23 protein-coding genes are annotated in these 22,387 nt (G+C 34.2%); 6 read left to right on the top strand and 17 right to left on the bottom strand.

Going from position 1 to position 22,387, the window contains the following annotated elements; genetic code table 11:
• Positions 1-89 precede the first annotated feature (89 nt).
• Positions 90-413 (top strand): hypothetical protein, encoded by a 324-nt coding sequence (locus T529_RS0101195; protein ID WP_033161787.1) that lies wholly within the window; start codon positions 90-92, stop codon positions 411-413.
• Between the two features lie 171 nt (positions 414-584).
• Here T529_RS0101195 and T529_RS12255 read toward each other — a convergent pair whose 3' ends face one another.
• The 4 genes from T529_RS12255 to istA all read right to left on the bottom strand — a co-directional run bounded on the left by T529_RS12255 (position 585) and on the right by istA (position 3,045).
• Entirely contained in the window at positions 585-1,163 is a 579-nt protein-coding gene (locus tag T529_RS12255; RefSeq protein ID WP_274518629.1) for an ATP-binding protein, read from the bottom strand.
• A gap of 298 nt (positions 1,164-1,461) precedes the next feature.
• The gene (locus tag T529_RS0101185) at positions 1,462-1,884 is read right to left on the bottom strand and encodes a hypothetical protein (RefSeq protein ID WP_033161786.1); all 423 of its coding nucleotides are present in this window, start codon (positions 1,882-1,884) and stop codon (positions 1,462-1,464) included.
• A 51-nt stretch (positions 1,885-1,935) separates the two neighbouring features.
• Entirely contained in the window at positions 1,936-2,061 is a 126-nt protein-coding gene (locus T529_RS13690) for a Mu transposase domain-containing protein (RefSeq protein ID WP_420801841.1), read from the bottom strand.
• 27 nt (positions 2,062-2,088) lie between these two features.
• Positions 2,089-3,045, bottom strand: a complete 957-nt coding sequence (gene istA / locus T529_RS0101180; RefSeq protein ID WP_238560762.1) for an IS21 family transposase — start codon at positions 3,043-3,045, stop codon at positions 2,089-2,091.
• On the opposite strand from istA, the gene T529_RS0101175 reads away from it, so the two are divergent.
• Genes T529_RS0101175 through T529_RS0101160 form a run of 4 tightly spaced genes read left to right on the top strand, consistent with a single transcriptional unit; the run spans position 3,044 to position 8,420 of the window.
• The gene (locus tag T529_RS0101175; RefSeq protein WP_033161785.1) at positions 3,044-4,351 is read left to right on the top strand and encodes a tyrosine-type recombinase/integrase; all 1,308 of its coding nucleotides are present in this window, start codon (positions 3,044-3,046) and stop codon (positions 4,349-4,351) included. The genes istA and T529_RS0101175 overlap by 2 nt on opposite strands.
• Positions 4,348-6,102 carry a hypothetical protein gene (locus T529_RS0101170; RefSeq protein ID WP_033161784.1) on the top strand — a complete coding sequence of 585 codons (1,755 nt, stop codon included), beginning with the start codon at positions 4,348-4,350 and terminating at the stop codon, positions 6,100-6,102. The genes T529_RS0101175 and T529_RS0101170 overlap by 4 nt, the downstream gene beginning before the upstream one ends.
• Positions 6,103-7,965, top strand: coding sequence for a tyrosine-type recombinase/integrase (locus tag T529_RS0101165; RefSeq protein ID WP_033161783.1), 1,863 nt, complete (start codon positions 6,103-6,105; stop codon positions 7,963-7,965). It begins immediately after the preceding gene.
• A complete protein-coding gene (locus T529_RS0101160) occupies positions 7,944-8,420 on the top strand; it encodes a hypothetical protein (protein WP_033161782.1) in 477 nt (158 codons plus the stop codon). Before T529_RS0101165 ends, T529_RS0101160 begins: the two co-directional genes overlap by 22 nt.
• 934 nt (positions 8,421-9,354) lie before the next feature.
• Here the strand turns inward: T529_RS0101160 and purF are convergent.
• The 5 genes from purF to T529_RS0101130 form a co-directional block, all read right to left on the bottom strand.
• On the bottom strand, positions 9,355-10,767 hold the full coding sequence (gene purF, locus T529_RS0101150; protein WP_033161780.1) for an amidophosphoribosyltransferase: 1,413 nt from the start codon (positions 10,765-10,767) through the stop codon (positions 9,355-9,357).
• Between the two features lie 54 nt (positions 10,768-10,821).
• Positions 10,822-12,528 (bottom strand): GNAT family N-acetyltransferase, encoded by a 1,707-nt coding sequence (locus T529_RS0101145; protein WP_033161779.1) that lies wholly within the window; start codon positions 12,526-12,528, stop codon positions 10,822-10,824.
• Between the two features lie 113 nt (positions 12,529-12,641).
• Entirely contained in the window at positions 12,642-14,006 is a 1,365-nt protein-coding gene (locus tag T529_RS0101140) for a PFL family protein (protein WP_033161778.1), read from the bottom strand.
• A gap of 11 nt (positions 14,007-14,017) precedes the next feature.
• Positions 14,018-14,290: an ACT domain-containing protein gene (locus tag T529_RS0101135; RefSeq protein ID WP_033161777.1), complete on the bottom strand. Its 273-nt coding sequence runs from the start codon at positions 14,288-14,290 to the stop codon at positions 14,018-14,020.
• Positions 14,291-14,378: 88 nt separating this feature from the next.
• Complete coding sequence (locus tag T529_RS0101130; protein WP_033161776.1) at positions 14,379-14,699, bottom strand: PTS sugar transporter subunit IIB; 321 nt, start codon at positions 14,697-14,699, stop codon at positions 14,379-14,381.
• A gap of 149 nt (positions 14,700-14,848) precedes the next feature.
• Between T529_RS0101130 and T529_RS0101125 the strand changes: the two genes are divergently transcribed.
• Entirely contained in the window at positions 14,849-15,394 is a 546-nt protein-coding gene (locus T529_RS0101125) for a metallophosphoesterase family protein (RefSeq protein WP_033161851.1), read from the top strand.
• A 41-nt stretch (positions 15,395-15,435) separates the two neighbouring features.
• On the opposite strand, the gene T529_RS0101120 is transcribed toward T529_RS0101125, so the two are convergent.
• The 8 genes from T529_RS0101120 to yqeH all read right to left on the bottom strand — a co-directional run bounded on the left by T529_RS0101120 (position 15,436) and on the right by yqeH (position 22,372).
• A complete protein-coding gene (locus tag T529_RS0101120) occupies positions 15,436-15,771 on the bottom strand; it encodes a helix-turn-helix domain-containing protein (RefSeq protein ID WP_033161775.1) in 336 nt (111 codons plus the stop codon).
• Positions 15,772-15,850: 79 nt separating this feature from the next.
• Positions 15,851-18,157, bottom strand: coding sequence for a U32 family peptidase (locus T529_RS0101115; RefSeq protein ID WP_033161774.1), 2,307 nt, complete (start codon positions 18,155-18,157; stop codon positions 15,851-15,853).
• The gene (locus T529_RS0101110; protein WP_033161773.1) at positions 18,157-18,846 is read right to left on the bottom strand and encodes a 5'-methylthioadenosine/adenosylhomocysteine nucleosidase; all 690 of its coding nucleotides are present in this window, start codon (positions 18,844-18,846) and stop codon (positions 18,157-18,159) included. Before T529_RS0101110 ends, T529_RS0101115 begins: the two co-directional genes overlap by 1 nt.
• 2 nt (positions 18,847-18,848) lie before the next feature.
• Entirely contained in the window at positions 18,849-19,559 is a 711-nt protein-coding gene (locus T529_RS0101105) for a class I SAM-dependent DNA methyltransferase (RefSeq protein ID WP_033161772.1), read from the bottom strand.
• Entirely contained in the window at positions 19,559-19,903 is a 345-nt protein-coding gene (gene rsfS, locus T529_RS0101100; protein WP_033161771.1) for a ribosome silencing factor, read from the bottom strand. The genes T529_RS0101105 and rsfS overlap by 1 nt, the downstream gene beginning before the upstream one ends.
• Entirely contained in the window at positions 19,891-20,994 is a 1,104-nt protein-coding gene (locus T529_RS0101095; RefSeq protein WP_033161770.1) for a nicotinate-nucleotide adenylyltransferase, read from the bottom strand. Before T529_RS0101095 ends, rsfS begins: the two co-directional genes overlap by 13 nt.
• Complete coding sequence (yhbY, locus tag T529_RS0101090; protein ID WP_033161769.1) at positions 20,991-21,278, bottom strand: ribosome assembly RNA-binding protein YhbY; 288 nt, start codon at positions 21,276-21,278, stop codon at positions 20,991-20,993. Before yhbY ends, T529_RS0101095 begins: the two co-directional genes overlap by 4 nt.
• Positions 21,279-21,286: 8 nt before the next feature.
• Entirely contained in the window at positions 21,287-22,372 is a 1,086-nt protein-coding gene (yqeH, locus tag T529_RS0101085) for a ribosome biogenesis GTPase YqeH (RefSeq protein ID WP_033161768.1), read from the bottom strand.
• Positions 22,373-22,387: the final 15 nt, after the last annotated feature.

Raw genomic sequence — 22,387 nt, 5'->3', positions numbered from 1 at the left:
ATGGAATATACAAAGTTCCTAAAAGAAAGAAGAAAACTTATGACTGAAACAATCAGGAAAGCATTCGATAAACTTTCGGGGGTGATTTAATGCCTAGAGCAAAGAAAGATTCGAAGCCGTTAAACATGAATCTAGCAACAAGTACACATCTTTGTCTCGAAGAATACTGCAAGATTACTGGGCTGACGAAAACAATGGCTGTAGAACGCATTCTGAACAACGAATTTGAAAAAGAGGGAATAACACCTCCAGATAGCGAAAAGGCTCCAGAAGGCAAAAAAATAGGGCGAGCAGTGAACTTTGTACTTAATCAAAAAATTATAAATAAACTAGATAAAGCAATCAAAAAAACAGGATTAACAAAGACTGAGATTGTTACAAGAGCATTAACTGAATATTTAAGTAAGAAATAATCAAAAGTGAGATGAGTATTCCGCTAATTGAAGACCACTCGTTACGGTAGAGAAGTCCACTCAGTACGCTGACCAAGCCCACCCCACTCAAAAATTGAATACGCTCAAAAGTCCACTATGGATTTGAAAAAGGCATGACAATTTTTTATCATTGTTATGCCTTTCCTAGCTTTATTGTTTTATTCTTGAGTATTCTTCGCGTAATGATTTTCCGTGTAAAGTAATTAGATAGGAACTATTAATGATTCTATCTAAAATAGCGTCTGCAATAGGTCCTCCATCTAATAAATGATGCCATCCATCGAATGAGTATTGACTACAGAAAATGGTTGATTTTTTATTACAACGAATTTCCATCAACTCTAGAAGGTCGCTTCTTTCAGATTCGTTTGTTGGTTTCAATAAAAATTCATCGATGATCAACAGATCATACTTCCCCAATCTCTTTAAGTATTCATTGTATTTTCCTTGAATTCTCTTTTCTTCAAATTTTGAAAATAATTCAGGCAGTCTGATATACAGCACTGTCTTTCTATTACGACAGGCATGTACGCCTAATGTATTAGATAGCCATGTCTTTCCACAGCCTGAAGCACCTACAAATATAATATTGAGACCTCTTTGTATGTAGTTGTTTGTAGCCAGTTCTTCCATTTGAGAACGATTAAGTTTTCTATCTGGATTATAGTTGATATCTTCTATGCTCGCTGTAGAATCATAAAAATGGGCATCTTTTATATATTTTGTGATTGTATGATTGACTCTGTGTTAAACTTGCTGAATGAGAACAGCTTACAGCGCAAAGTGTTTCCGGACGGCAGAACGGTGTTTGCAGTCATAAATTCAAATTCCATTTAGTCATTTTTCTCCTTACGCTTTGGTAAGCACCAAAAAAGAAGCTAAACGAATAATAACTTCATAAAAAATTATTTCGTTACAGCTTCTTTCATCACATCACATAATTACCTTAAAGTTTTTCATAATCACCACGTGTAAATATTTATACTTTTATAATCGACCACGCCAGATTTTTAAATCACCACTATAATTACTTATTTCTCCTTTTTAGTTCAGCCTTATTCAAAATATTCCAAATTGAATTATCTGTATTTATTATGTCATCCATAATATGATATTCATCTTTAAAGACAATATTGTTCTTTTGCAGAACTAGAATAGCTTCTTTAAAAGTATCTCTTGTAATACCATTAGAAGTTCCATCAAATTGTATCTTCTCTTTGTTTTTTAATTCTATAATAAAAATCACAAAATGTTGATTTTGTCCTACTGCTAAAGGGACATTATTCCAACCTACTTCTATATATTCTATATCTAGAAATTTTATTTGAGTGGTATTTGATTTTTTTTTCATTTTATCCACAAGACTTTGTGGATGATAAATAATAATTTCTTTATTTTCATCATCTACTGACCAACCACATTTTGTATTACCTAATAAAATTTTTGTCATTTTTATTTCCTCCTCTTATTTATTTTATATTTTAAAACTTCTTCAATATTATTATAGAACAAGTAATTCATGCGGTACAGAATAATTCATCTTATCAACTGAAATATGATAATTGAGTTGAACCTTTGCACGCTTCCAGGAACTCAGTTCAAATGGAGTTTCAGGAAGAGGGAGCATATAATCTTTTTCCTCATCCAGATAAACTTATCTTCTTGAGCCTTCTCTTTTCTGGAATGGTTTATTATTGAAAACATCCAGTTCCTTTAATATAGCTGTATTTAAATCGTTAAAAGAAAAGAACTTTCTGTTTCTTAGTTTACCAACAATTGCGATTGTACAATCACCAACAGCCCCTTCGACAGCCGCTTTATCTCTCGGTTTTCTGACTCTTGTAGGAATAATAGTTGTATCATAGTGATCAGCCATTTCCTGGTAAGACTTATTGAGAACAGGATCCTCATACTTCTTATTTGATATGACACCTGTCTTAAGGTTATCAGGAACCAGCAGTCTAGTTACGCCTTCAAAGTATCTGTAGGCATTGATATGGCAATCAATCCAGTCTGCAATTTTCATAGTAGGACAAGCCTGAACATAACAAAGCATGCTGAATGGAAGTGTTGCTTCAAATAGATACGCTTTAATACTTTCACCAGTATAACGATCAAATACACACATGGTTGTCCCATTCCAATCTACCATTAGCTTATCTCCTGGTTTATGTGTGATATGCATTGTAAGATTGTTTTTCTTTACATAATCACGATACTTTTCGCAGAAGTAACTGTACTGATAGAATGGGAAGTTACTGTTTCTGCAATCTTCTGCATATTCTTCCCATAATAATCTGATGTTTGTCCCTGGTCTTAACAGTTCTTTATGAATATACTGATAATCAGGTTGTTTAATGATTAGATTAAGTTTAGTCTCCTTTCCAAATAATAGTTTCTGTACTTCCATTTCATTCTGATTCTGGATCATGGACCAGCAAATATTATTTTCATCAGCTGCTTTAGACACTTTTCTTACTGTATCTCTTGATACCTTAAGTGCTTCAGCTATCTTTCGCTGACTGAAATGTTGAACAATATAGAAACATATACATATATCAACTATAATAAAACTGTAAAAAGCAATTATAAAAGGTGGTGTATGTAACATGTTTTATATGGAAATAGAGGAGAAACAATACGGTGGAACAAGTATGTATGAAATATCTCGGGTAATAGATAATCATAAAACATTAGTAAAAAAGGTTATGTATAGTACACATACGACAACAATTGACGAAAATACATTCTTTACACTATACGATTATGATATGAACATTATGGAAAGAGTTTTTAAATACATAAACTTTAATCCAAAAATGAAAAGACAATCACTTAATTCAAAACTCCAATACGTTTATTCAATTGCGCTATTATATGCCTTTTGCGATATTTTTGAATTAGATATCAAAGAAATGAAAGAAGAAAATATTACTGCATTTGAATATTTCCTTTCTGGACAAAGTGATACAACATCGATGGACAAGCACATTCTATTAACTAGTAAAAGAACTCAAACTTCTATTAGTAAGATCATGAATAACTGTAAGAACTATATAAAAGCACAAAGATGGAAAAATCATGAATTATTTGTTTGTTCAAAAGCCACTAAAGCAGCATCTAAAAATTATAACAAAATAGTTCCTCGATTTATTACACCAGACGAATATGACAAGATAATTGGTTTTATATATGACTCAGAATCATTTACAGAAGAACAGCAATTAAAGTATACATCCATGTTTAGTCTGATGTTTAATTTCGGATTGAGAATTGGTGAAGTATTAGGCTTAACATTAGAAGATTTAATTCCATCATTAACATCTGGTGTAGGTGTTCCAGTTGTTATTCTAAGAAATAGAGTTAGTGATGACAGGCATCAAAACGCAAAAACATGCATGAATGTACATTCAAATAGAGATTATTTTAATCCCGATTATAAAAACACTAAAGGATATGGATACCAAACAGTAAATATTAATGAAGAGTTGTATCATGATATACAGGAATATGTAGATTTATCATATGAGCGAATGAAGTATTACAAATCTTTTAAAAACAATAGTGCAGATAGTGTGACAGGAAGATTTGAAGATAATAGATACATCTTTCTAAATGATAATGTAGGTTCACACCAAAACTATGAACTTTTAAGGCAACGGGTACGTTATATATTTGAAAACTGTGGAATTGACACTGATATGGATGTTAAAACAAACAATCTTAATCATAGATTTCGTCATGGATTTGTAATGAAACTTCTTTATATAGATAATATGCCAGCAAATCTAGTTATTCAGTATACAAGACATACATCGGTTGCTGGATTAGAGCCATATAATAATCCAACTGATGAATATCTTGTACGAAAATTAAAAGAATTCAACGAAAAGAATAATGGAGATATTTTGCTATGAGAATTATCGTATACGAAAACAATGGTAAAACTTCTAAAATAAAAACAGATTATCCTGATAAGATAACAAATATAATTGAAGATTTCCTAAATAATTATAAAGGTGTAAAAGTTGGCTATAAACTATTCGTAGAAAAAATGTTTGATAAGCACACAATAGAGCATATATCAGAATTTAATGACCAGCTATTAATTGAGCAATTAGAATATCTAAATACCGCATGCTTAACAAAAAAAGGTGAAGTTAATGGACGATCTTTAAACGGATTCATAAACTTTTACCGATATCTGTTAGAAAACAACTTTGGTACATTTAATTATTTTACTTTAGAAATGTTAGAGAATAAGGATATAGTAAAACTATTACTAAATGGATTTAGACCTGTTATCTATTCACCATATCTAACGACTCCAACTTATACAAAAATGCTTGTGGATATTACAAAGGCTCAAAGAAACAGTAAATCAAAATCAGTAATATTATTTGATTCTTCAGAATTAATACATGAAACGTTGAGAGTATTATATCTTGATTTCTTTTGGAATTATCAGGAAGATTACACAGGGAAACCAGCAAAAGATTATTGGTTATTACGTTTTTTGAAGTCGTTAGATTCAAAAGAAGAATCATTAGAATTACCTTTAGAAATCACTGGTACAGATATTACAACTTATAAAAACACTTTAAAGGATATGGAAGATAGTTCTCGTGGAGTAGCATTAAGTAGAGTGCGTCAATTTATTGATTACGAGCAAGGTAGAAATAATATTAAAATTAGTAGTTTTGCAAGAAATCAAGTTACCAGTACAAATGTTAAAAGTGTTGGTGATACGAGAGCATATAACAAAAAACAACTTGATGAGATGATTATAAAGTTAAATGAGATTTCAGGTTTAAAGAATTATTTAGTCGGTTGCTGCATAGAAATTCAAAGAAGATCAGCAATGCGTCCAGAAACTATTTGTAACTTGGAAATAGATTGTTTAATTTCTCAAGGAACTGATGGATTTAAAGTAAAAGATTCTACTAAAACAAATCCAGATGATTATGATCCGATTGATATTTATACCGGAAAACTAATTCAAAAATTAATTACAATAACTCAAGATGCTAGAGAACAAGCACCAAATAGCAAAAAGAAATACATATTCTTATATGAGGCAGATAATAAACAAACAATTAATAAACTTACAAGAACTGAATTATGTAGAGCTATTAATAACACTGCTAAAGAATTATGTATTCCTCAGCTTGGTACAAAAGGTATTAGAAATCATTTCGATAGAAAATTAAACCAATTTGATTTTGAGGGAAAGGCTAATGGAACAATAGTAAGTGCTGTATCAAAGCATTCAATGGCTGTACATATAAAACATTACTCAGTTGTTGAAGATTATTTAACAGTGTGTGGAGATTATTATAATGTGGAGATTGGTGAAATTGATTTAAAAGGAAAAATAATGTCAAAAGTGGATTTAGATAATAATAGGGTAGTGGAAGATGGATGTGGATTTTGTTGCAAGGAACACTGTTTAAATTCTCATTCAGATGAATGCCAATCCTGTAAAGACTTTGTAGCGACGATAGATAATATTCCATACTTTGAATCAAAGATTGAGAAAATCACAAATGAAATCATTAATCAAAAATCAGACCATGAAAGAGAATTTCTTACATATAAAAAAGCATTATTGGTTAGATATCTTAGTGAATTGATGCTATTAAAGAAATCACTAAAGGAGGCATGCTAAATGTTTATATCTATCGATGGCATTCATAATATAGATGATATTATTAAAGATAATGACTATTTTGAACCATATAAAGATTTATTTATGGATCAAGAATCGTTTACAATTAATGATATCAATATCAGTATTGCAGATGATAAATGGGATCTGTCATCCTTAGCTCCTGAGGGAAAAAATCCAGAAAGATATCGTTTTTGCTTTAATAGAATTAAAAGAAACGAATACAAACAATTATTAAAAGCTTATGATATGTTTAGATTTTTCAGCACAGGTCCTCTACAAACAGTGAATCTGTTCTATCACAATATTATTATTAAATTTATTAATTTCTTATCTGAGAACTATTACTCAAATTTAACTGATATTGGTTATCTTGATTATTTGGATTTTGAAGAATATCAAGGAACTGAAGCATACTCACCAGAAACACAAAATAGATATAAATATGCAGTTCATAGTTTTCTAAATTTTTGGGCTGGCTTGAATAATACCAATATGGATAAAGATTTGGAAGATTATCTATTAGAAAGAAATACTGATGCTGTTAAAGCACATAATTTAAATAATAGAACAAAATTATTACCATTTGCTTTCATGAATAAGTTTAAAGATTTTCTATATAATCAAATTATGACTATGCAGACTGATAATAAACAAGACTTATATGAATATGTACAGTTGTATATTTTGACTCAATGCGGTCTGAGACCTATGGAATCTATAATACTACCAAGAGATTGTATTGAGATTGATTACATTGATGAAAATAAAGCAATATGTTATCTCAACTATAAAAGCACAAAAAAGAATTCTGATAAATATGTTTATTGTAAAACACGAGGAAGTGCGAAACTTAAATCTGTAATAGATAGAGTATTGGAAGTATCAAATGATGAAGAATACTTGTTTGATATAAGAAATCGTACATCAAAACATTTATCGCTAAAGTTAAAACTTATATGCATACAACATTGCAAAGATTTAGGACTATTGAAATCATCAGAATCTTCAAGTTTCCATGTAACAAAAACCGCTACTGAATTTATGAATTATGGCTCAACAAATCATAAAAGCGCTGTTTCAAAATTATTAAAAAAACATCCAGAAATTCCTAGAGATAAATATATTTCAATACCTAAGCTTTATCAATTTCGAGTTTATTTTGCTACTGAATTACATGATCAAGGTGTGCCTGATCCAATCATAGCAAAAATGATGAATCAATCTGACGAAAAAATGTGGGGATATTATGTTCGTATTCATGATATTGAAATCCAGGAACAAGAAAAAGAAGTAACTATAAAGTTAAGTGCAGATATTCTTGCTGATGAATACAAAATCCATGGTCCAAAAGCAAAAGAGAGAACTCGTCAGATTAAAAGAGCCCTCAAAAGACCAGTTAAGACTGCGAGTGATTATATAGAAGCAGCAAAACTCGCAGTAGAAGACGTACCAATAAGAATGATGGAAGGTGGATGTTGTATAAAGAGTTCAAAAGGGATGGAATGCACTTATGACGATGTAACAGACATAAGTAAATGTGCTTATGGCAGATGTCCTAATCAACATCATTTTATCTTTAATATTCCATACTATTATGAGAAATGTGAAAACCTCTTAACGATAATTGATTATAATTTAAACTTGGAATTGCCAAGAACAAACTTTGCAGAACATGAACTTAAGAAATTACAAAATATCATTAAAGCAAAGTTGACTCCAGAAATGAAGGAATTAAAAGAAAAGATTTATAATAATAAAGTTGATATCCTATTAGATAAATTTCCAGATTTGGAATATTTTGTTGAAAATTATGATAAGGTCATAGGAGAAATGAATAAATGGGTAAGCATGACAATATAGAAAATCTAGATGATAATTTAACTAAATTAAATATCTCTAGAGTGGATTTATCAAATTATGAAGCGGATTGCATTCTGAAAATTGATAGTTATTTTAATGACAAGCTAACTGACTTAAAACGTGTTCTACATGATGTATCTTTTCAAGGTGTATCAACGACAAAAGTGTTAAAGGAGCTAGAGCTTGGTAAGAATACAGCTACTAGACATAGATGCATTGCGAAGTATATAGATTTTAAAAATAAGGAATATACCCAAATGCTTCATACATTTGTAAACCAGAAGGCTACAAACATTACTGAAGTAAAACGACAAAATAAACTTCTTAAAGATAGAGATACTGCTTACGAATTAACAAAGATTGCGCTTGAAGAAAAAAATAAGGAAATTTCTAAATTACATAAAGAAATTGAGAGATTAAATAAGGTTATTGCATATCGAAATTTAGCAAATTGAATAAACAACTATCCGGGGCGACAGTAATTTTTGAATTGAAATCGTCCCCTTAGTATTTTTTATACATAAACATACGTAATAATTAAATATCCTTATATAGAGGGGTACTATTTATTTATATTTCAGAGGGGATGTTTTTAGACTGGGATTACTTCGCATAATGCATATTATGTCATTTTTAGAGCTAAAATATCGTCAAACTCAATTGCTTAATGTAAAGTGAAAACACTATTGCGAACAGCTTCAATTTATTTAAAACATTGTTGGAAACAGTGCTTCTCGATACCTTTGTGCCATACATCCTGTCAACGGCCTCGGCAATCTCACTATTTGTGATCGTTATTTAATAGATTTCTGACAAGCAATGATGTAGAGTGATTCATGGGTATACTCCTTTGATGGGTTTTCTTGCAGAAATCACTTTACAAGGGGTATGCCTTTTTTGTCTATTAAACACCGTTTGAAATAAACAAGAAATGCAATGAATAGAATTTACACAAAATATTTTACACTATGTTTTTAAAACATAATTTGACTTTATTCTATTTGAATTTATAATCAGTAAATTGTTTAATATTTTTAAAGTTCTCTTGATATCTCATAATTTTCACAGGCCTTCTCAACAAATATGTATAACACTTAACAAGATAAGAAGTTATATAAAATTTGGCATAAAACTTCCACTCTGTTTCATCAGAGTCATTTTGTATAGACAGAAAACTCCCTTCCATCATGTCATAGTCCCCTTTCTCCTTCTATTAAAATTCTATAGAAAGCAAGAATTCTCCGTCATTAGTAATCAATAGCCTCCAATAAATCCGTCATACAAGCATTATTGAGCATAAATAAAAAGTGAGTATCAACTCACTTTATGCGAAGTAGTATATTATGTCATATAAAGAAAAGAGGGTTTTCATATCACCCTCTTAGTCTTCTATTTCTCATCCTTATTTGCATTCTTGTAGGAATCGTATAGTGGTGTTACATAATGCCCACTGAAACAAGACAAGCATAAGCCTGAGCATGTATCAGTTACAGATGTTGTTTTCTGTAAACCTTCTTCAGATAAAAATGCTAACGAATCAGCTTCAATATAATCTCTAAGTTCTTCGACATCCATTCTATTTGAAATAAGTTCTTCGATTGTTGAAGTATCTACACCATAGAAACATGGATACTTAATAGCTGGTGAAGCGATTCTGACATGTACTTCCTTTGCACCAGCTTCTTTTAAGAGACGTACAATACGTTTACTTGTCGTACCACGCACAATCGAATCATCAATCATGATAACTCTTTTGTCTCTGACAATGGAACTAACGGCAGAGAGCTTCATTCTTACACCTTGCTCTCTAAGCGCCTGCGTTGGCTGAATAAATGTACGGCCTACATATTTGTTTTTCACTAAGCCCATTTCATATGGAATGCCTGATTCTTCTGCATAGCCAATGGCAGCAGATATTGATGAGTCAGGTACACCAATGACAAGATCAGCTTCAACTGGTGACTCATGATAAAGCATTCTTCCTGCATTCTTTCTTGCAGTATGTACATTGATGCCTTCTATTGTGCTATCTGGTCTTGAGAAGTAGATATATTCCATTGCACAGATCTTATCAACAATCTGGTCTGTTGGAAGGTAGAACTTTGACTTAAGTTCACCATCTTTGACACGGACGACTTCCCCTGGCATTAAGTCTCTTAGATAACGTGCACCTACGATATCCAGTGCACAAGTTTCACTCGCAAAGACATAGCCACCATTAGGAAGCTGACCGATGGATAATGGTCTTAATCCATATTTATCTCTTGCTGCATATAAAGCATTTTCACATAAAATAAGGAATGCAAATGCACCATCTAATTCTCTTAAGCTTTTACAGATACGGTCAATAAAACGACCAGTATGACGTTTAATAAGATGCCCTAGAATCTCTGTATCACTTGTCGAATTGAAGATAGCCCCTTCTTCTTCAAGCTGTGCTTTAAGAATATTAGCATTGACAATATTACCATTATGGCACACGCCTAATGAACCTTTCATTGTTCTAAATAAGAAAGGCTGGACGTTCGCAATTCCGCCACCACCGGCAGTAGAATAACGAACATGACCAATAGCTGCATTACCTGGTAACTGTTTTAAACGAGCTTTATCAAAGACTTCAGTAACAAGACCTTCACCTTTGTGTAGATGCAGTTTGTTGTGTCTGACACAGATACCAGCCCCCTCTTGGCCTCTGTGCTGTAATGCATGTAAACCATAATAAGTTAAACGAGCTGCATCTTCAGCTTCATAAACACCAAACACACCACATTCTTCATGTAATTCGCGATCATCATTAATCATTTATGACTTTACCCCCTGAATCCCTATTTATGATACATGATATTCAATAAAAAGTTAATAAATTTCATTAATAAATCTTATCTCTTCATTACTAGAAGATGGTTGATTACACATCATTGTGATGACTTCCTGAACTTTTCCCTCTATTTGTGCCTGCAAATCCGTTTCAATAATAATACGCTTATCATATTTCTGGCATAATGCAACGACAATATCTTTTAATAGATCTTTGTCATAAATGAATTCATTAATTCTTAATTCTTCTTCATCTTCATGAGCAATCATATATCCTACTGGCTGACCATTATTGAGGAAGGTTAGAATTTTATCGCCAAAAGCCTGATTACGCTCATTAATGTAACAATAATATGACTTATCTCTAATCAAATATTCTTCAAAACGTTCTGTATATTTGTTGTACATGGATTGATAGTCATAGTTATTGTTGGAAATGAAGATGTTGCTTGTCTCATCTTTATAAAAATGCTTGTTGACTTTAATGATTTGATGTTTGTGTGAAGGTTGGAAGCCAAAAGGAATATATATTTCAGGATGGTAAGCTTGAAGGTATATGCGCTGTCCCTGATAATGATCTAAGACATATTTCATGAGTTTTTTCATAATACCCTGATGTTCATATTTAATATCTGTAGAGACACCAAGAATAAAACTGCTATTCTCATATCCAGAAACCTGGAAAGGATGTATTTGTAAAGCACAGATAACATGATGATCAAAACGTGTGACATAGGTATATTGCTCATGATAGAGCTTATCAAAGTAGAATGCTGCTGTTTTTTCATCCTCATCCTCAAAGCGATCAAGCCATAGTTTCTTGATTTCCTCTTTGTCCTGGCTGCAAGCTTGGCGAATGTAGGAATCGTTGATGAAAACACGGCATTTTTCCACCATGTGGCAAGGATGCAATTGCATTTTGCTTTTACGCAAACCTTCTATGCCCATATCTTCTTCACGATTGACATATTGAAAATCTGGATATTCATGTTCAAGAAATTCTTTTTGAATAGCTGGATAAAGACCACGGATATCTTTATCAGCTTTTTCAACATGAATTTGAATAGTTGAATGATTGAGCGGAGAAGCAATAATAAAGGCCTTAAGTTCATCATCAATATAAATTCCACCAAGCTTGATGTTAAGAAGATAATTACTTGAAAGCAAGAAAAGGATACCATAGACTTCACTAGCGAGTGATTCGCTTGCTTCCTTATTGCCTTCCCAACGCTCTAAACAGGAAAGAATTGTATCAAAATCACGATTGATATCAAGGCTTCGATACTCATGCTGAGGATATTCCTTGACGAAGTTGTTGTAGTGATTGCGGCGCTTCTGCATCTTTTTTCCACTTAGATTCATCAGCATGTTTTTCTCATAGACATAATCGTCCTGCTCTCTTTCACGCTGAAAAATAAATTCGTCACCATAAATCTCTTTGACGTCTTCAACGAAGCTTTTTACTGCGAATTCAATCATAAAAGGAAACTTTTCTTTTCTTGCATACTCTTTCATATAATCCAGTGCTTCTTTAAGATATTCTTTAGAACAATAAGGCATTGCAAAATATCGTGTTCCCTTGTAGTTATGAACCATCACTAGAAAATGATCATGGATTTCATATTCAACATGATATTCATGATTCCACATCATCATTGTGACAAAATTAGAATTATAGCCTTCATAGTTAGCGGCATCTAAATAGGGTTTTATTTTCTCGAAATCGGTTAATTGTAATTGTTGCATAAATGTGACAAAAAGTCTAAACTCCCTTCTTTTTACAACATTATTATAGATTCTCTTGTTGAATTATCAATCTATGTGCAACGAAAAAATCAGAAGCATATGCTTCTGATTCGTTAGTTCTTAAAACTGTGAATTGGAGCAGGAATACGACCGCCACGATCAATAAATTCATCACAGCAAAAAGTATTAACTGGCATGATAGGTGCATAGCCTAGTAAGCCACCAAATTCTACGCTATCGCCAACATCCTTACCAATAACAGGAATGACTCTGACAGCTGTTGTTTTCTGGTTGATCATACCAATGGCCATTTCATCAGCAATAATGCCTGAAATTGTCTTGGCACTTGTCTTCCCTGGAATAGCAATCATATCAAGACCAACTGAGCATACACAAGTCATTGCCTCAAGTTTTTCGAGGCTAAGTGAACCAGCTTCCACTGCATCAATCATTCCCTGGTCTTCAGAAACGGGGATGAAAGCACCTGATAGACCGCCAACATAACTGCTTGCCATGACGCCTCCTTTTTTAACCTGGTCATTTAAGATAGCTAAAGCAGCTGTTGTCCCTGGTGCCCCTACTCTTTCTAAGCCCATTGACTGTAAGCAATCAGCAATACTATCACCAATGGCTGGTGTTGGTGCTAAAGAAAGGTCAATAATGCCAAAAGGAATGCCAAGCGCTTCACTTGCTTCATTGGCAACCATCTGACCTACGCGTGTAATCTTGAAAGCTGTCTTCTTGATTGTTTCACAAAGCTCTCCAAAGTCCTGACCTTTAGCCTTTCTGATGGCTTCATGCATAACACCTGGACCCGATACACCGACATTTATGACAGCATCACCCTCAGTAATGCCATGGAAAGCCCCAGCCATGAACGGATTGTCATCTGGTGCATTACAGAAGATGACCAGCTTAGCACAACCAATTGAATCGTCTTCTTTTGTCAGTTCAGCAGTTTCTTTGACAATTTCACCTACAAGCTTGACAGCATCCATATTGATACCTGTTTTTGTGGAACCAACATTGACACTTGCGCAGACAAGCTCGCTTTCCTTCATAGCCTCAGGAATGGATTCAATAAGCAGTCTTTCAGCGGCTGTCATATTCTTAGATACGATGGCACTATAGCCCCCAATGAAGTTTACCCCAACTTCATGTGCACAACGATCTAGAGTCTTAGCGATTTTCACGAAGTCACTCGTGCTCTTACAGCAAGGTGCACCAATTGTTCCTATTGGTGTAACAGAAATACGCTTATTGACAATAGGAATGCCATATTTCTTTTCAATCTCCTGACCTGTTTTCACAAGATCCTTGGCAATGGTTGTAATCTTTTTATAAATATTGCTACAAAGCTGATCGACATTGCTGTCCATGCAATCTAATAGAGAAATCCCAATCGTAATAGTTCGTACATCAAGATTCTCTTCTTCAATCATGCGATTTGTTTCTGCAACTTCAAAAATATTGATCATTTTATGTCCCCTTATAATCGATGCATTTTATCAAAGATATTTTCATGTTGTAATTTGATTCTTACACCAATATCTTCACCTAAGCTTTTCATTTCTTCAGTCAATGTATTAAAAGGCTCAGAAGCATTTGTTGCATCAACAATCATCATCATATTGAAATATCCATCAAGAATAGTTTGTGAGATATCAAGAATATTGACGTTATGTTCAGCTAGATATGTACATACTTTAGCGATTATACCAACCGCATCCTTACCTACAACAGTGATAATTCCTTTTTCCATAATTCACTTTCTCCTTTTCTTTTTATCGATTATAACAAACATCGACATATAAAAAAAGGAGCACTTGCCCCTTTTTCATATCAATCTATTATTTGTCACCAAGCATTGTCAAAGCTTTATCTAAAACAGCCTTACCATTCATTGTGCCATAATCTCTCATATCGATGACATCAACAGGAATTGGACCAGCTTTTCTAGAAGCTGCTAATTTTTCGATAGAAGCTTTCTGGAATCTAACCTGTGGGCCAAGTAAGATACAATCTACTTCTTCCAATACTCTTGGTGCATCAGAGAATGGTAAAGCAAAGATCTTTGTTTCAACTCCCTGTTCTTTAGCTGCAGCTTCCATCTTAGTTACTAATAAAGATGTTGACATACCTGCAGAACATACTAATAAAATAGTTCTCATTTCATCATTACTCCTTTGTTTTTAAATTCTATATATATTTTACACGCTTTCATAACGATTGTAAACACTTTCGAAATAATTGACACCTTGAATGTAGTATTGTGGTAGTATATTTTGGTGGTATAATGAGTGTAGGAATGGTGTTTATTATGAGATATTTAGTTGTAAGTGATACACATATGTACAATGATATATTTGAGAATATAACAAAGCATTTTTATGAACATGTGGATATAATGATTCATTGTGGTGACTCATCTTTGCCTTGTCATGATCCATTATTAAAAGGCTATCATGTTGTTAGAGGGAATCATGATACGCTTGAGTTTCCTGACAAGATTATTTTAGGCAATGTTTTGATAACGCATGGACACCTTTTTCATGTCTATCATGGCTATCAGGAATTGCTGGATTTTTGTCATCAGCATCATATCAAGTATTGCTTCCATGGCCATACGCATGTTCCAACGTACCAGATTATTGAAGGCATACATTTTATCAATCCTGGAAGTACAATGATGAATCGTGGCTCTTATGGCTTTGGGACATTTGCCTTAGCTTCTATTGAAGATGATAAAATTGATGTACATTTTTATCATCATACGACATTTGAAGAGGTTGATCAGGTTGTGCTAGAAGAAGGACTTGCGACATTGGAAGAATTCAAACAGCTAATACATAAATATAATAAATAGAAAGACATGCAAAAAGGGATGGGCATTAATAAGCCTATCCCTTATTTGTTTTTGTTTTCTTCAAGACGTTTACGTTTATATTCGATAATAAACATGACTTCTTTAAGGTCTTCATCAGGGAGTTCTGATAAAAGTCTTGCGATATTAGCAATATTATAATAATCGTACTTTTTACCGCTCATGATTTCTTCTACAGAACGTCCATATAGATGGCTGAGAATCTTTAATTCGCCAACAGTAACATCACGTTTACCATTTTCAATATCTGAGATAGCTGAGTGAGGCACATTTAAATGTGCAGCCACTTCTTTTTGTGTAAGATGCTTGAAGTTGCGATATGCTTTTAGTCGCTGGGCTAAATCTAAATCCAAGGACATGAGACAACCCTCCTTTTGCATTAATTATAACATATTGTTGTGATTAATACAATTTAGGATTATAAGAAAATTACACGATTTACGCTTTGTAATATCCCGATGTTGAAGTGATTTGTTTGCGATATTCATGAAAGCTGTTTGTCTTGTAAGCTTTTAGTACTTCTTTAATTGTTTCTGGCTCTTCATCAAGGAAGAAGAGTAATGTAGAAACATCAAGTGAACCATAGCTTTCAATCAATAATGGCACATTATGCAGAATATGATTGCGGCAGCGTTCATCTGTAAAGAGTGTGAATTCATAGCCTTTGCGATCCACAAGCGTATACGTATGTCCTTTGCAGCGATGGCAATGTTTGATCTTTTTTTGGAAATAGTGCTGGGAAACAAGACAATGTTCTGTAATCATATTTTCCGTTTTTCCATAAATTTGAACGATTAATTCGTTTGTCACTTTACTCATCTTCTCTAGTTCTAAACGACTCGTTTCATAAGAGGCAATGATGCTTTCATCAAAGCTGGATGCACTAAGGCTATTTGTGATATTAAAGCCTGTTCCTAGGATTACATGCTTATCTTTTAATAATCGATAAAGTCCATAATCATTAACAATCAATGATTTGACTTTGTCGATTATTGGATTACTTAATATGCGCTGAATATCTTCATCGGTATTGATACGAGGCATGTAGAAGTTAACTGGTTGATTATGCCCTGTAAGTAATTCAAAGGCCTCCTCGGCAGTTTCTTCGTCATAATACATATAGACATTGTCTTCATGAATAACTGTTTGTAGCTGTTCAATTGTTCTTACAACAATGTAGTTACTTTTATGGGGTGTGCGCACTTTAGGTAAAGGAAGGGCTTGTGGCTGTAAATGATGGAGCTTCATATGCGCAAAGCGTTCATTGAGGGCATCTACAGCATCTCTTCTTAAGCTATTAAGAAGAGAAATAGGAATGTTGATATTTTTATCCAAATCTAGATTAATATCATCAATTGTATAAATGGTTGAACCAAGCTTACTGAGTTGTTTTGTAATGCGCGCTGCATCAGTAGGTGTATTGCGTGCTTCTTCAATAAGATGTTCAGAGGTGATTGTTACATGTTCATTTCCACTTATTGCTTCTAGCGTTAAATACAAGTCTTTGTGGGCATGTAAGATAAAGGTTATTGAACGATATTTCTTTTCATGCATAAAAGTTTCATCGAGCTTTTTAAGTGTATCAATTGATACTGTCTTCATGACTTCACCCTTGAATACTGGTGTATCAAATTCAATTTCGACAATTTCACCAGGACTTCCCTTATTGACTAGCTTGCCCTTAAGGTAGATCTTATTGACAGGACGGCCGGCATCGACACTTTTGAAGAGTATGCTGTCACCTTGTTTAAGTTCATCAGAAAGTTTTATTGCCACAACTTTACGCTTGCGATTATAGCCCACAACTACGCCTAAAGGCATCCCTCTGTTACCAGAAAAATCAGTATCAACTATATGCGCATCATGAAATGGGAATCCAGTAGTATAATGACGATTAAACATCTGTTTCATATCGTGGATATCATCTTTTGTATAGTTTTCTTTCGCCCCATAGCAATGATCAACAGCTTTGCGATAAGCCTTGGTAATAGCTGCGACATATTCAGGCTTCTTCATGCGTCCTTCAAGCTTCAGGCTTGTTACATTGGCATCAATATATTCTTGTAAATGATCAATTGTGCAAAGATCACGAGGCGATAAGAGAAATGCCTCATCTTCAATCACATGACCATCTTCCTTGAGCTGGTAAGTCATACGACAAGGCTGTGCACAGGCACCACGATTACCACTTCTTTTACCAATCATACTGCTCATTAAGCATTGGCCGCTATAGGATACACAAAGAGCGCCATGGGCAAAGACTTCGACTTCAAGGGGAGAATGTTCTTTTATATAACGAATTTCTTCAATGGAATTCTCTCTTGAAACAACAATCCTAGTCACGCCAAGATCTTCAAAATAACGAACCGCTTCTAAAGAATTTAATGTCATCTGGGTCGATACATGGACCTCAAAATCCGGATATCTTCTTCTGACTGCCTTCAGTAAGCCGATATCCTGAATAAGCAAAGCATCAACCTGATATTCATAAAAACAATCGATATAATGGAATAGCTTTTCAAATTCTTCATCATGATAGAGAATATTAACAGTAATGAAAATACGCACATTATGTAAATGTGCATATTCTACAGCTTCCTTGATTTCAGGAAGGGAAAAGTTTTTTGCGAAAGCACGTGCTGAGAAAAGGTCTGGACCAAGATAAATGGCATCAGCTCCATTCGCAATGGCTGCTTTCAAGCTTTCCATATCTCCTGCTGGAGCAAGTATTTCAATTCTATTCATTATAATTTATTAGCCAGCTGGTAACACATTTTGGCAGATGTCTTGGCAGCTTTCTTGAGATATGTATCGAATTGAATGGCATTTTCACCTTTATCAAAGATATCAGAAAGCCCTCTTGTAATAATGAAAGGCTTCTTGAAGACATAACATACTTGAGCAATCGATGCAGCTTCCATTTCTGCGCACATAGCATCAGGGAAGTATTTTTTGATGCGTTCAACTTGTTTTTTTGTGCTGACAAACTGATCGCCGGATGCGATTAATCCAACATAGGCATGCGTACCATTTTCCTCGAGTATTTCTTTTGCAAGCTGGACCATTTTTGGATCGGCTAAGAAGCTAACTGGCATATCTGGTACTTCGCCCATTGCACGGCCAAAGCTTGTTAAGTCAAAATCGTGGTGTGAGACGCGTTCACCAATAACGACATCCCCCACTTCTTCTTCAAGATTCAAGCCACCTGCTGAACCTACATTAATGACATGATCAATATCATAATCTTTTAAGAGAATTGTTGTTGAGATAGTTGCATTGACCTTGCCAATTCCTCCTTGTACAACAACAGTTTCTTTATTGCCTAAAAAGCCATGATAGAAATGATAACCACAATCTTCTTTTTCATCAATGACCTTCATTAGGGCAACAACTTCATCCACTTCTTCTTTCATGGCACCAATAATACCTAACATAATTACATCTCCTTCTTACATACAAAAATCAGACGTTCACATTCTTCTTTGTATGAATCAAAATCACTAAAGACTGTATAGGAAAACCCTGCTTCTTTCAGCATCTCACCATACACATGCACAGGTAATGTCTTCTGATGATGTATTTCATCGACGCAATCATCATTTTCTCTGTCGATGATGACAACATGATGTTCAATGCTGCCTGCACCATCACTTTTGACATCCCAGCAGAAATCAAAATCATCATCGTGGGATTCTTCATGATAGTCATTAAGAATGACATTGCATTTATAGAGGCTATCAACATCAAAGATGAATGTACCATTCATCTTCAAAGCCTGATAAGCATTCATCAAGACTTTTTTAACATCATTCTCATCCAATATATAGTTTAATGAATCGCATAAACATAAAACTAAATCTGCTTGCTGATTGCTTTCAAAATTAGTCATATCGACACGTTTAAAATTCACCTCAGCATTTTCAGCCATGGCTTTCTCTTTTGCGACATAAAGCATATCATCGGACAAGTCTGTTGCGACAACAGACTTGTTTTGTTTTGCTAAGCGAATAGCGACTTCTCCTGTCCCACAGCCCAGTTCAAGAACGGACTGGAATTTTGCATGCTTATTGATAAAATCAATATAGTCATTATAGAAAGCAGGATCCATTAAGGAATCATAGTAATAACTAAAATTCTCGTAACTCATTATTTTAAATACTCGCTAATATCAACTCTTGGCATATCGCCCCAAAGTTTCTCTAAGTTATAATTATCTCTTGCTTCGCCTTCAAAGATATGAACAACAATGTCACCTAAATCCATTAAAATCCACTGGCTGTTACGAAGGCCTTCAATAGCCTTAACTTCATATCCATTAAGTTCACACTGTTCTTCAACATTGTCTTTGATGGCATTCAGCAAACGTTGGTTACTGCCAGTACAAAGTACAAAATAATCAAATAAAGGGCTTGTTTCACGCATATCAATAGCGACGATATTTGTGGCAAGCTTGTCGTTCATGGCACGAACGATACATTCTAATTTTTCCATTTCATTTCTCCTATGAATTTATGATAGATTTTAAAAAATACGGGGTCGATTTCACGGTTGTTCGCCTTAGAAAAGTCATAAAAGCTTTGTAATGATTTTCTAAAGCCAACATCAATATCTTTGTTGCATAAAGCTATATCCGATGAGGAATCGTAACCTCTTAGTGGATCGAGCTTATCGGCACAATATAAGCATTTGCCAAGTTTTGAAATCGTCGTAGATGCTGTTGTATGGTCTTCAATGGCTTTAAGAATCTCCTTGTCATCAATAAGAAATTCTTTCTCACAGACATAGCTTGAAAGCCATTGATGCCAGATTGGCTTGGGCTTATCAATATATTCAGGATAGTATTCCTGCATCAGCTTCAAAGCTTTCTCAATAGGCATTTCTTTTGCGACATCATGCATGACACCTGCAATATAGCCTTTTCTCTCATCAAGTCCATTATTTTTCGTAAACTCAGCTGTCAGCTTGGCAACAGATAGAGAATGAAGATAACGTTTCTTATGCATACGATTCTTGATCATGCTATCAAGATAGAGACCATGTAATGAGATATAGTGCAGTACGCTTGGATCAAGCATCTGGATTGCCCCATCCTTAATCTCTGTTGAACTAGCAGTGATTGCTGGATTATCCATTTTAAGAAAATGATACTTTTTTAAGTTTTCATGATCTTCTGGATATCCGCCTCGATTGAAGGCAACAAGTTGTACAAGTTTGGAAATGTCTTTGGCAGATTTCCATTTTTCAAACGCACAGGCTTGATCCATTCCCATTAAGAAATAAAACTGATCATCAGGATAGCATGAAGTAAGGGTATGCAATGTATCAATCGTATAATTCTTTTCGTTTGAATCCTGATTGATTTCGATTGTACTCACTTGCATCTTTTCCTGTTTGCTTATCGCTAGTTTAAGCATGTTTATGCGATCAGTGTTACTGGCAGTGACATTTTCTTTCCAGGGATTATGCTTTGTTGGAATAAACCAGAAGCTGTCAAGCTGTAATGAAGCGATTGCGTCTTGGGCAATCTGGATATGTCCTAAATGGACAGGATCAAAGCTTCCGCCTAATAAGCCTATCTTCATGGTAGCTTATAGAGGACTTTGTCACTGCGCTTATATAATGTGATGACACGGCCAACAATCTGGATGACATCTGCTTTTGTCTGGGCAGCAATTTCTAAAGCTGCTTCGTTAGCTGTCTGAGGGCATGTCTGTAATAACCTGACTTTAATGAGTTCTTTGGCTTTTAGTGCATCATTAATGCTGCTGGCCTGTTTATGACTAACACCATCCTTACCAATCTGGAAGATGGGTTTTAATTGATGAGCCTGTGCTCGTAAATATCTTTTTTGTTTACCTGTTAACATATTTTCTCCTAAATTAATGCATCTCTTACGAAGACATCGATATCTTTTGGTACATATATTCTTACTTTATTTGCTGGCTTAACGGTGATGAAACCTAAACCACTGATCACAACTTCCTGACCATCTTTAAGGAAATATTCACGCATGACCATGTCCTGCATTCTAGCAATTTGATCAAGACAAGGTGATAATTCTTTATGATTGTCATAAAGTGAAGTAGCTTTGCTTGTCTTTGTACGATGAATCTTAAGGCGCTTAGAAAAGAAGGTTGTGATGCTTGCTTTTGTATCACCTAAATAATCAAAGCGAGCTAATCCCCCTATAAATAATGTCTGATCACCATTAAGCTGGTAGGTCATTGGTTTGACTTCTCCCTGAGGCATGATCAGTTTAAGTGTTTTCGCATCAACGACCTGCGTATACTGATGCTTATTGATAATGCCAGGTGTATCATAGATTGCACTTTTTTCATCAAGTGGGATCTTGATGAGGTCAAGGGTTGTTCCTGGGAATTCACTTGTTGTAATGAAGCCATCGCTTTGGCCATAATGTTTAAGTAAGCCATTGATGAATGTTGATTTACCAACATTACTCATTCCTACGACAAAGACATCCCTGCCCTTGCGATAGTTATCGATGGCATCATAGATTTCATCAAAATGATAATTCTTCTTGCAGCTAGTTAAGATGACATCAAGTGGCTTGATTCCCTCTTCTTTGAGTCTTCTTCTTAGCCACATTTCAATATGATGGTCTTTAAGACTCTTAGGCAGAATATCACGCTTATTTGCCAGCAAGAGGACATCATTATAGCCAATATGGCGCATTAGACCTGGTATGGCAGAGCCGTCATAGTCAAAAATGTCGACAATATAGACAACAAGACAATTCTTATCTCCAATGACGGATATCATTTTTAAGAAGTCTTCAGCACTTAAACTTGCATCAAATTGCTGATGATAATGCTGCAATTTAAAACAGCGTTGACAAAGGACATGTTCCCCTTGATTGGCACTTTGTGGCACATAGCCTATTTTCTTTGGGTCTGTTGACTGAATGACAGCCCCACAGCCATAACATCTTTTCTCTTCCATTCTTTCACCTCTTTA

It is taken from the genome of Sharpea azabuensis DSM 18934 (assembly GCF_000702165.1).
Lineage (GTDB): Bacteria > Bacillota_I > Bacilli_A > Erysipelotrichales > Coprobacillaceae > Sharpea > Sharpea azabuensis.
Note: the sequence above shows the minus strand (reverse complement) of the source record. Positions and strands in the feature narration are given on the sequence as shown.

Bases quoted from the DNA above. Each gene is read 5' to 3' on its own strand.
- T529_RS0101195 (WP_033161787.1), top strand. From the start codon at position 90: ATGCCTAGAGCAAAGAAAGATTCGAAGCCGTTAAACATGAATCTAGCA.
- T529_RS0101185 (WP_033161786.1), bottom strand. From the start codon at position 1,884: ATGACAAAAATTTTATTAGGTAATACAAAATGTGGTTGGTCAGTAGAT.
- T529_RS13690 (WP_420801841.1), bottom strand. From the start codon at position 2,061: ATGCTCCCTCTTCCTGAAACTCCATTTGAACTGAGTTCCTGGAAGCGT.
- T529_RS0101175 (WP_033161785.1), top strand. From the start codon at position 3,044: ATGTTTTATATGGAAATAGAGGAGAAACAATACGGTGGAACAAGTATG.
- istA (WP_238560762.1), bottom strand. From the start codon at position 3,045: ATGTTACATACACCACCTTTTATAATTGCTTTTTACAGTTTTATTATA.
- T529_RS0101170 (WP_033161784.1), top strand. From the start codon at position 4,348: ATGAGAATTATCGTATACGAAAACAATGGTAAAACTTCTAAAATAAAA.
- T529_RS0101165 (WP_033161783.1), top strand. From the start codon at position 6,103: ATGTTTATATCTATCGATGGCATTCATAATATAGATGATATTATTAAA.
- T529_RS0101160 (WP_033161782.1), top strand. From the start codon at position 7,944: ATGGGTAAGCATGACAATATAGAAAATCTAGATGATAATTTAACTAAA.
- purF (WP_033161780.1), bottom strand. From the start codon at position 10,767: ATGATTAATGATGATCGCGAATTACATGAAGAATGTGGTGTGTTTGGT.
- T529_RS0101145 (WP_033161779.1), bottom strand. From the start codon at position 12,528: ATGCAACAATTACAATTAACCGATTTCGAGAAAATAAAACCCTATTTA.
- T529_RS0101140 (WP_033161778.1), bottom strand. From the start codon at position 14,006: ATGATCAATATTTTTGAAGTTGCAGAAACAAATCGCATGATTGAAGAA.
- T529_RS0101135 (WP_033161777.1), bottom strand. From the start codon at position 14,290: ATGGAAAAAGGAATTATCACTGTTGTAGGTAAGGATGCGGTTGGTATA.
- T529_RS0101130 (WP_033161776.1), bottom strand. From the start codon at position 14,699: ATGAGAACTATTTTATTAGTATGTTCTGCAGGTATGTCAACATCTTTA.
- T529_RS0101125 (WP_033161851.1), top strand. From the start codon at position 14,849: ATGAGATATTTAGTTGTAAGTGATACACATATGTACAATGATATATTT.
- T529_RS0101120 (WP_033161775.1), bottom strand. From the start codon at position 15,771: ATGTCCTTGGATTTAGATTTAGCCCAGCGACTAAAAGCATATCGCAAC.
- T529_RS0101115 (WP_033161774.1), bottom strand. From the start codon at position 18,157: ATGAATAGAATTGAAATACTTGCTCCAGCAGGAGATATGGAAAGCTTG.
- T529_RS0101110 (WP_033161773.1), bottom strand. From the start codon at position 18,846: ATGTTAGGTATTATTGGTGCCATGAAAGAAGAAGTGGATGAAGTTGTT.
- T529_RS0101105 (WP_033161772.1), bottom strand. From the start codon at position 19,559: ATGAGTTACGAGAATTTTAGTTATTACTATGATTCCTTAATGGATCCT.
- rsfS (WP_033161771.1), bottom strand. From the start codon at position 19,903: ATGGAAAAATTAGAATGTATCGTTCGTGCCATGAACGACAAGCTTGCC.
- T529_RS0101095 (WP_033161770.1), bottom strand. From the start codon at position 20,994: ATGAAGATAGGCTTATTAGGCGGAAGCTTTGATCCTGTCCATTTAGGA.
- yhbY (WP_033161769.1), bottom strand. From the start codon at position 21,278: ATGTTAACAGGTAAACAAAAAAGATATTTACGAGCACAGGCTCATCAA.
- yqeH (WP_033161768.1), bottom strand. From the start codon at position 22,372: ATGGAAGAGAAAAGATGTTATGGCTGTGGGGCTGTCATTCAGTCAACA.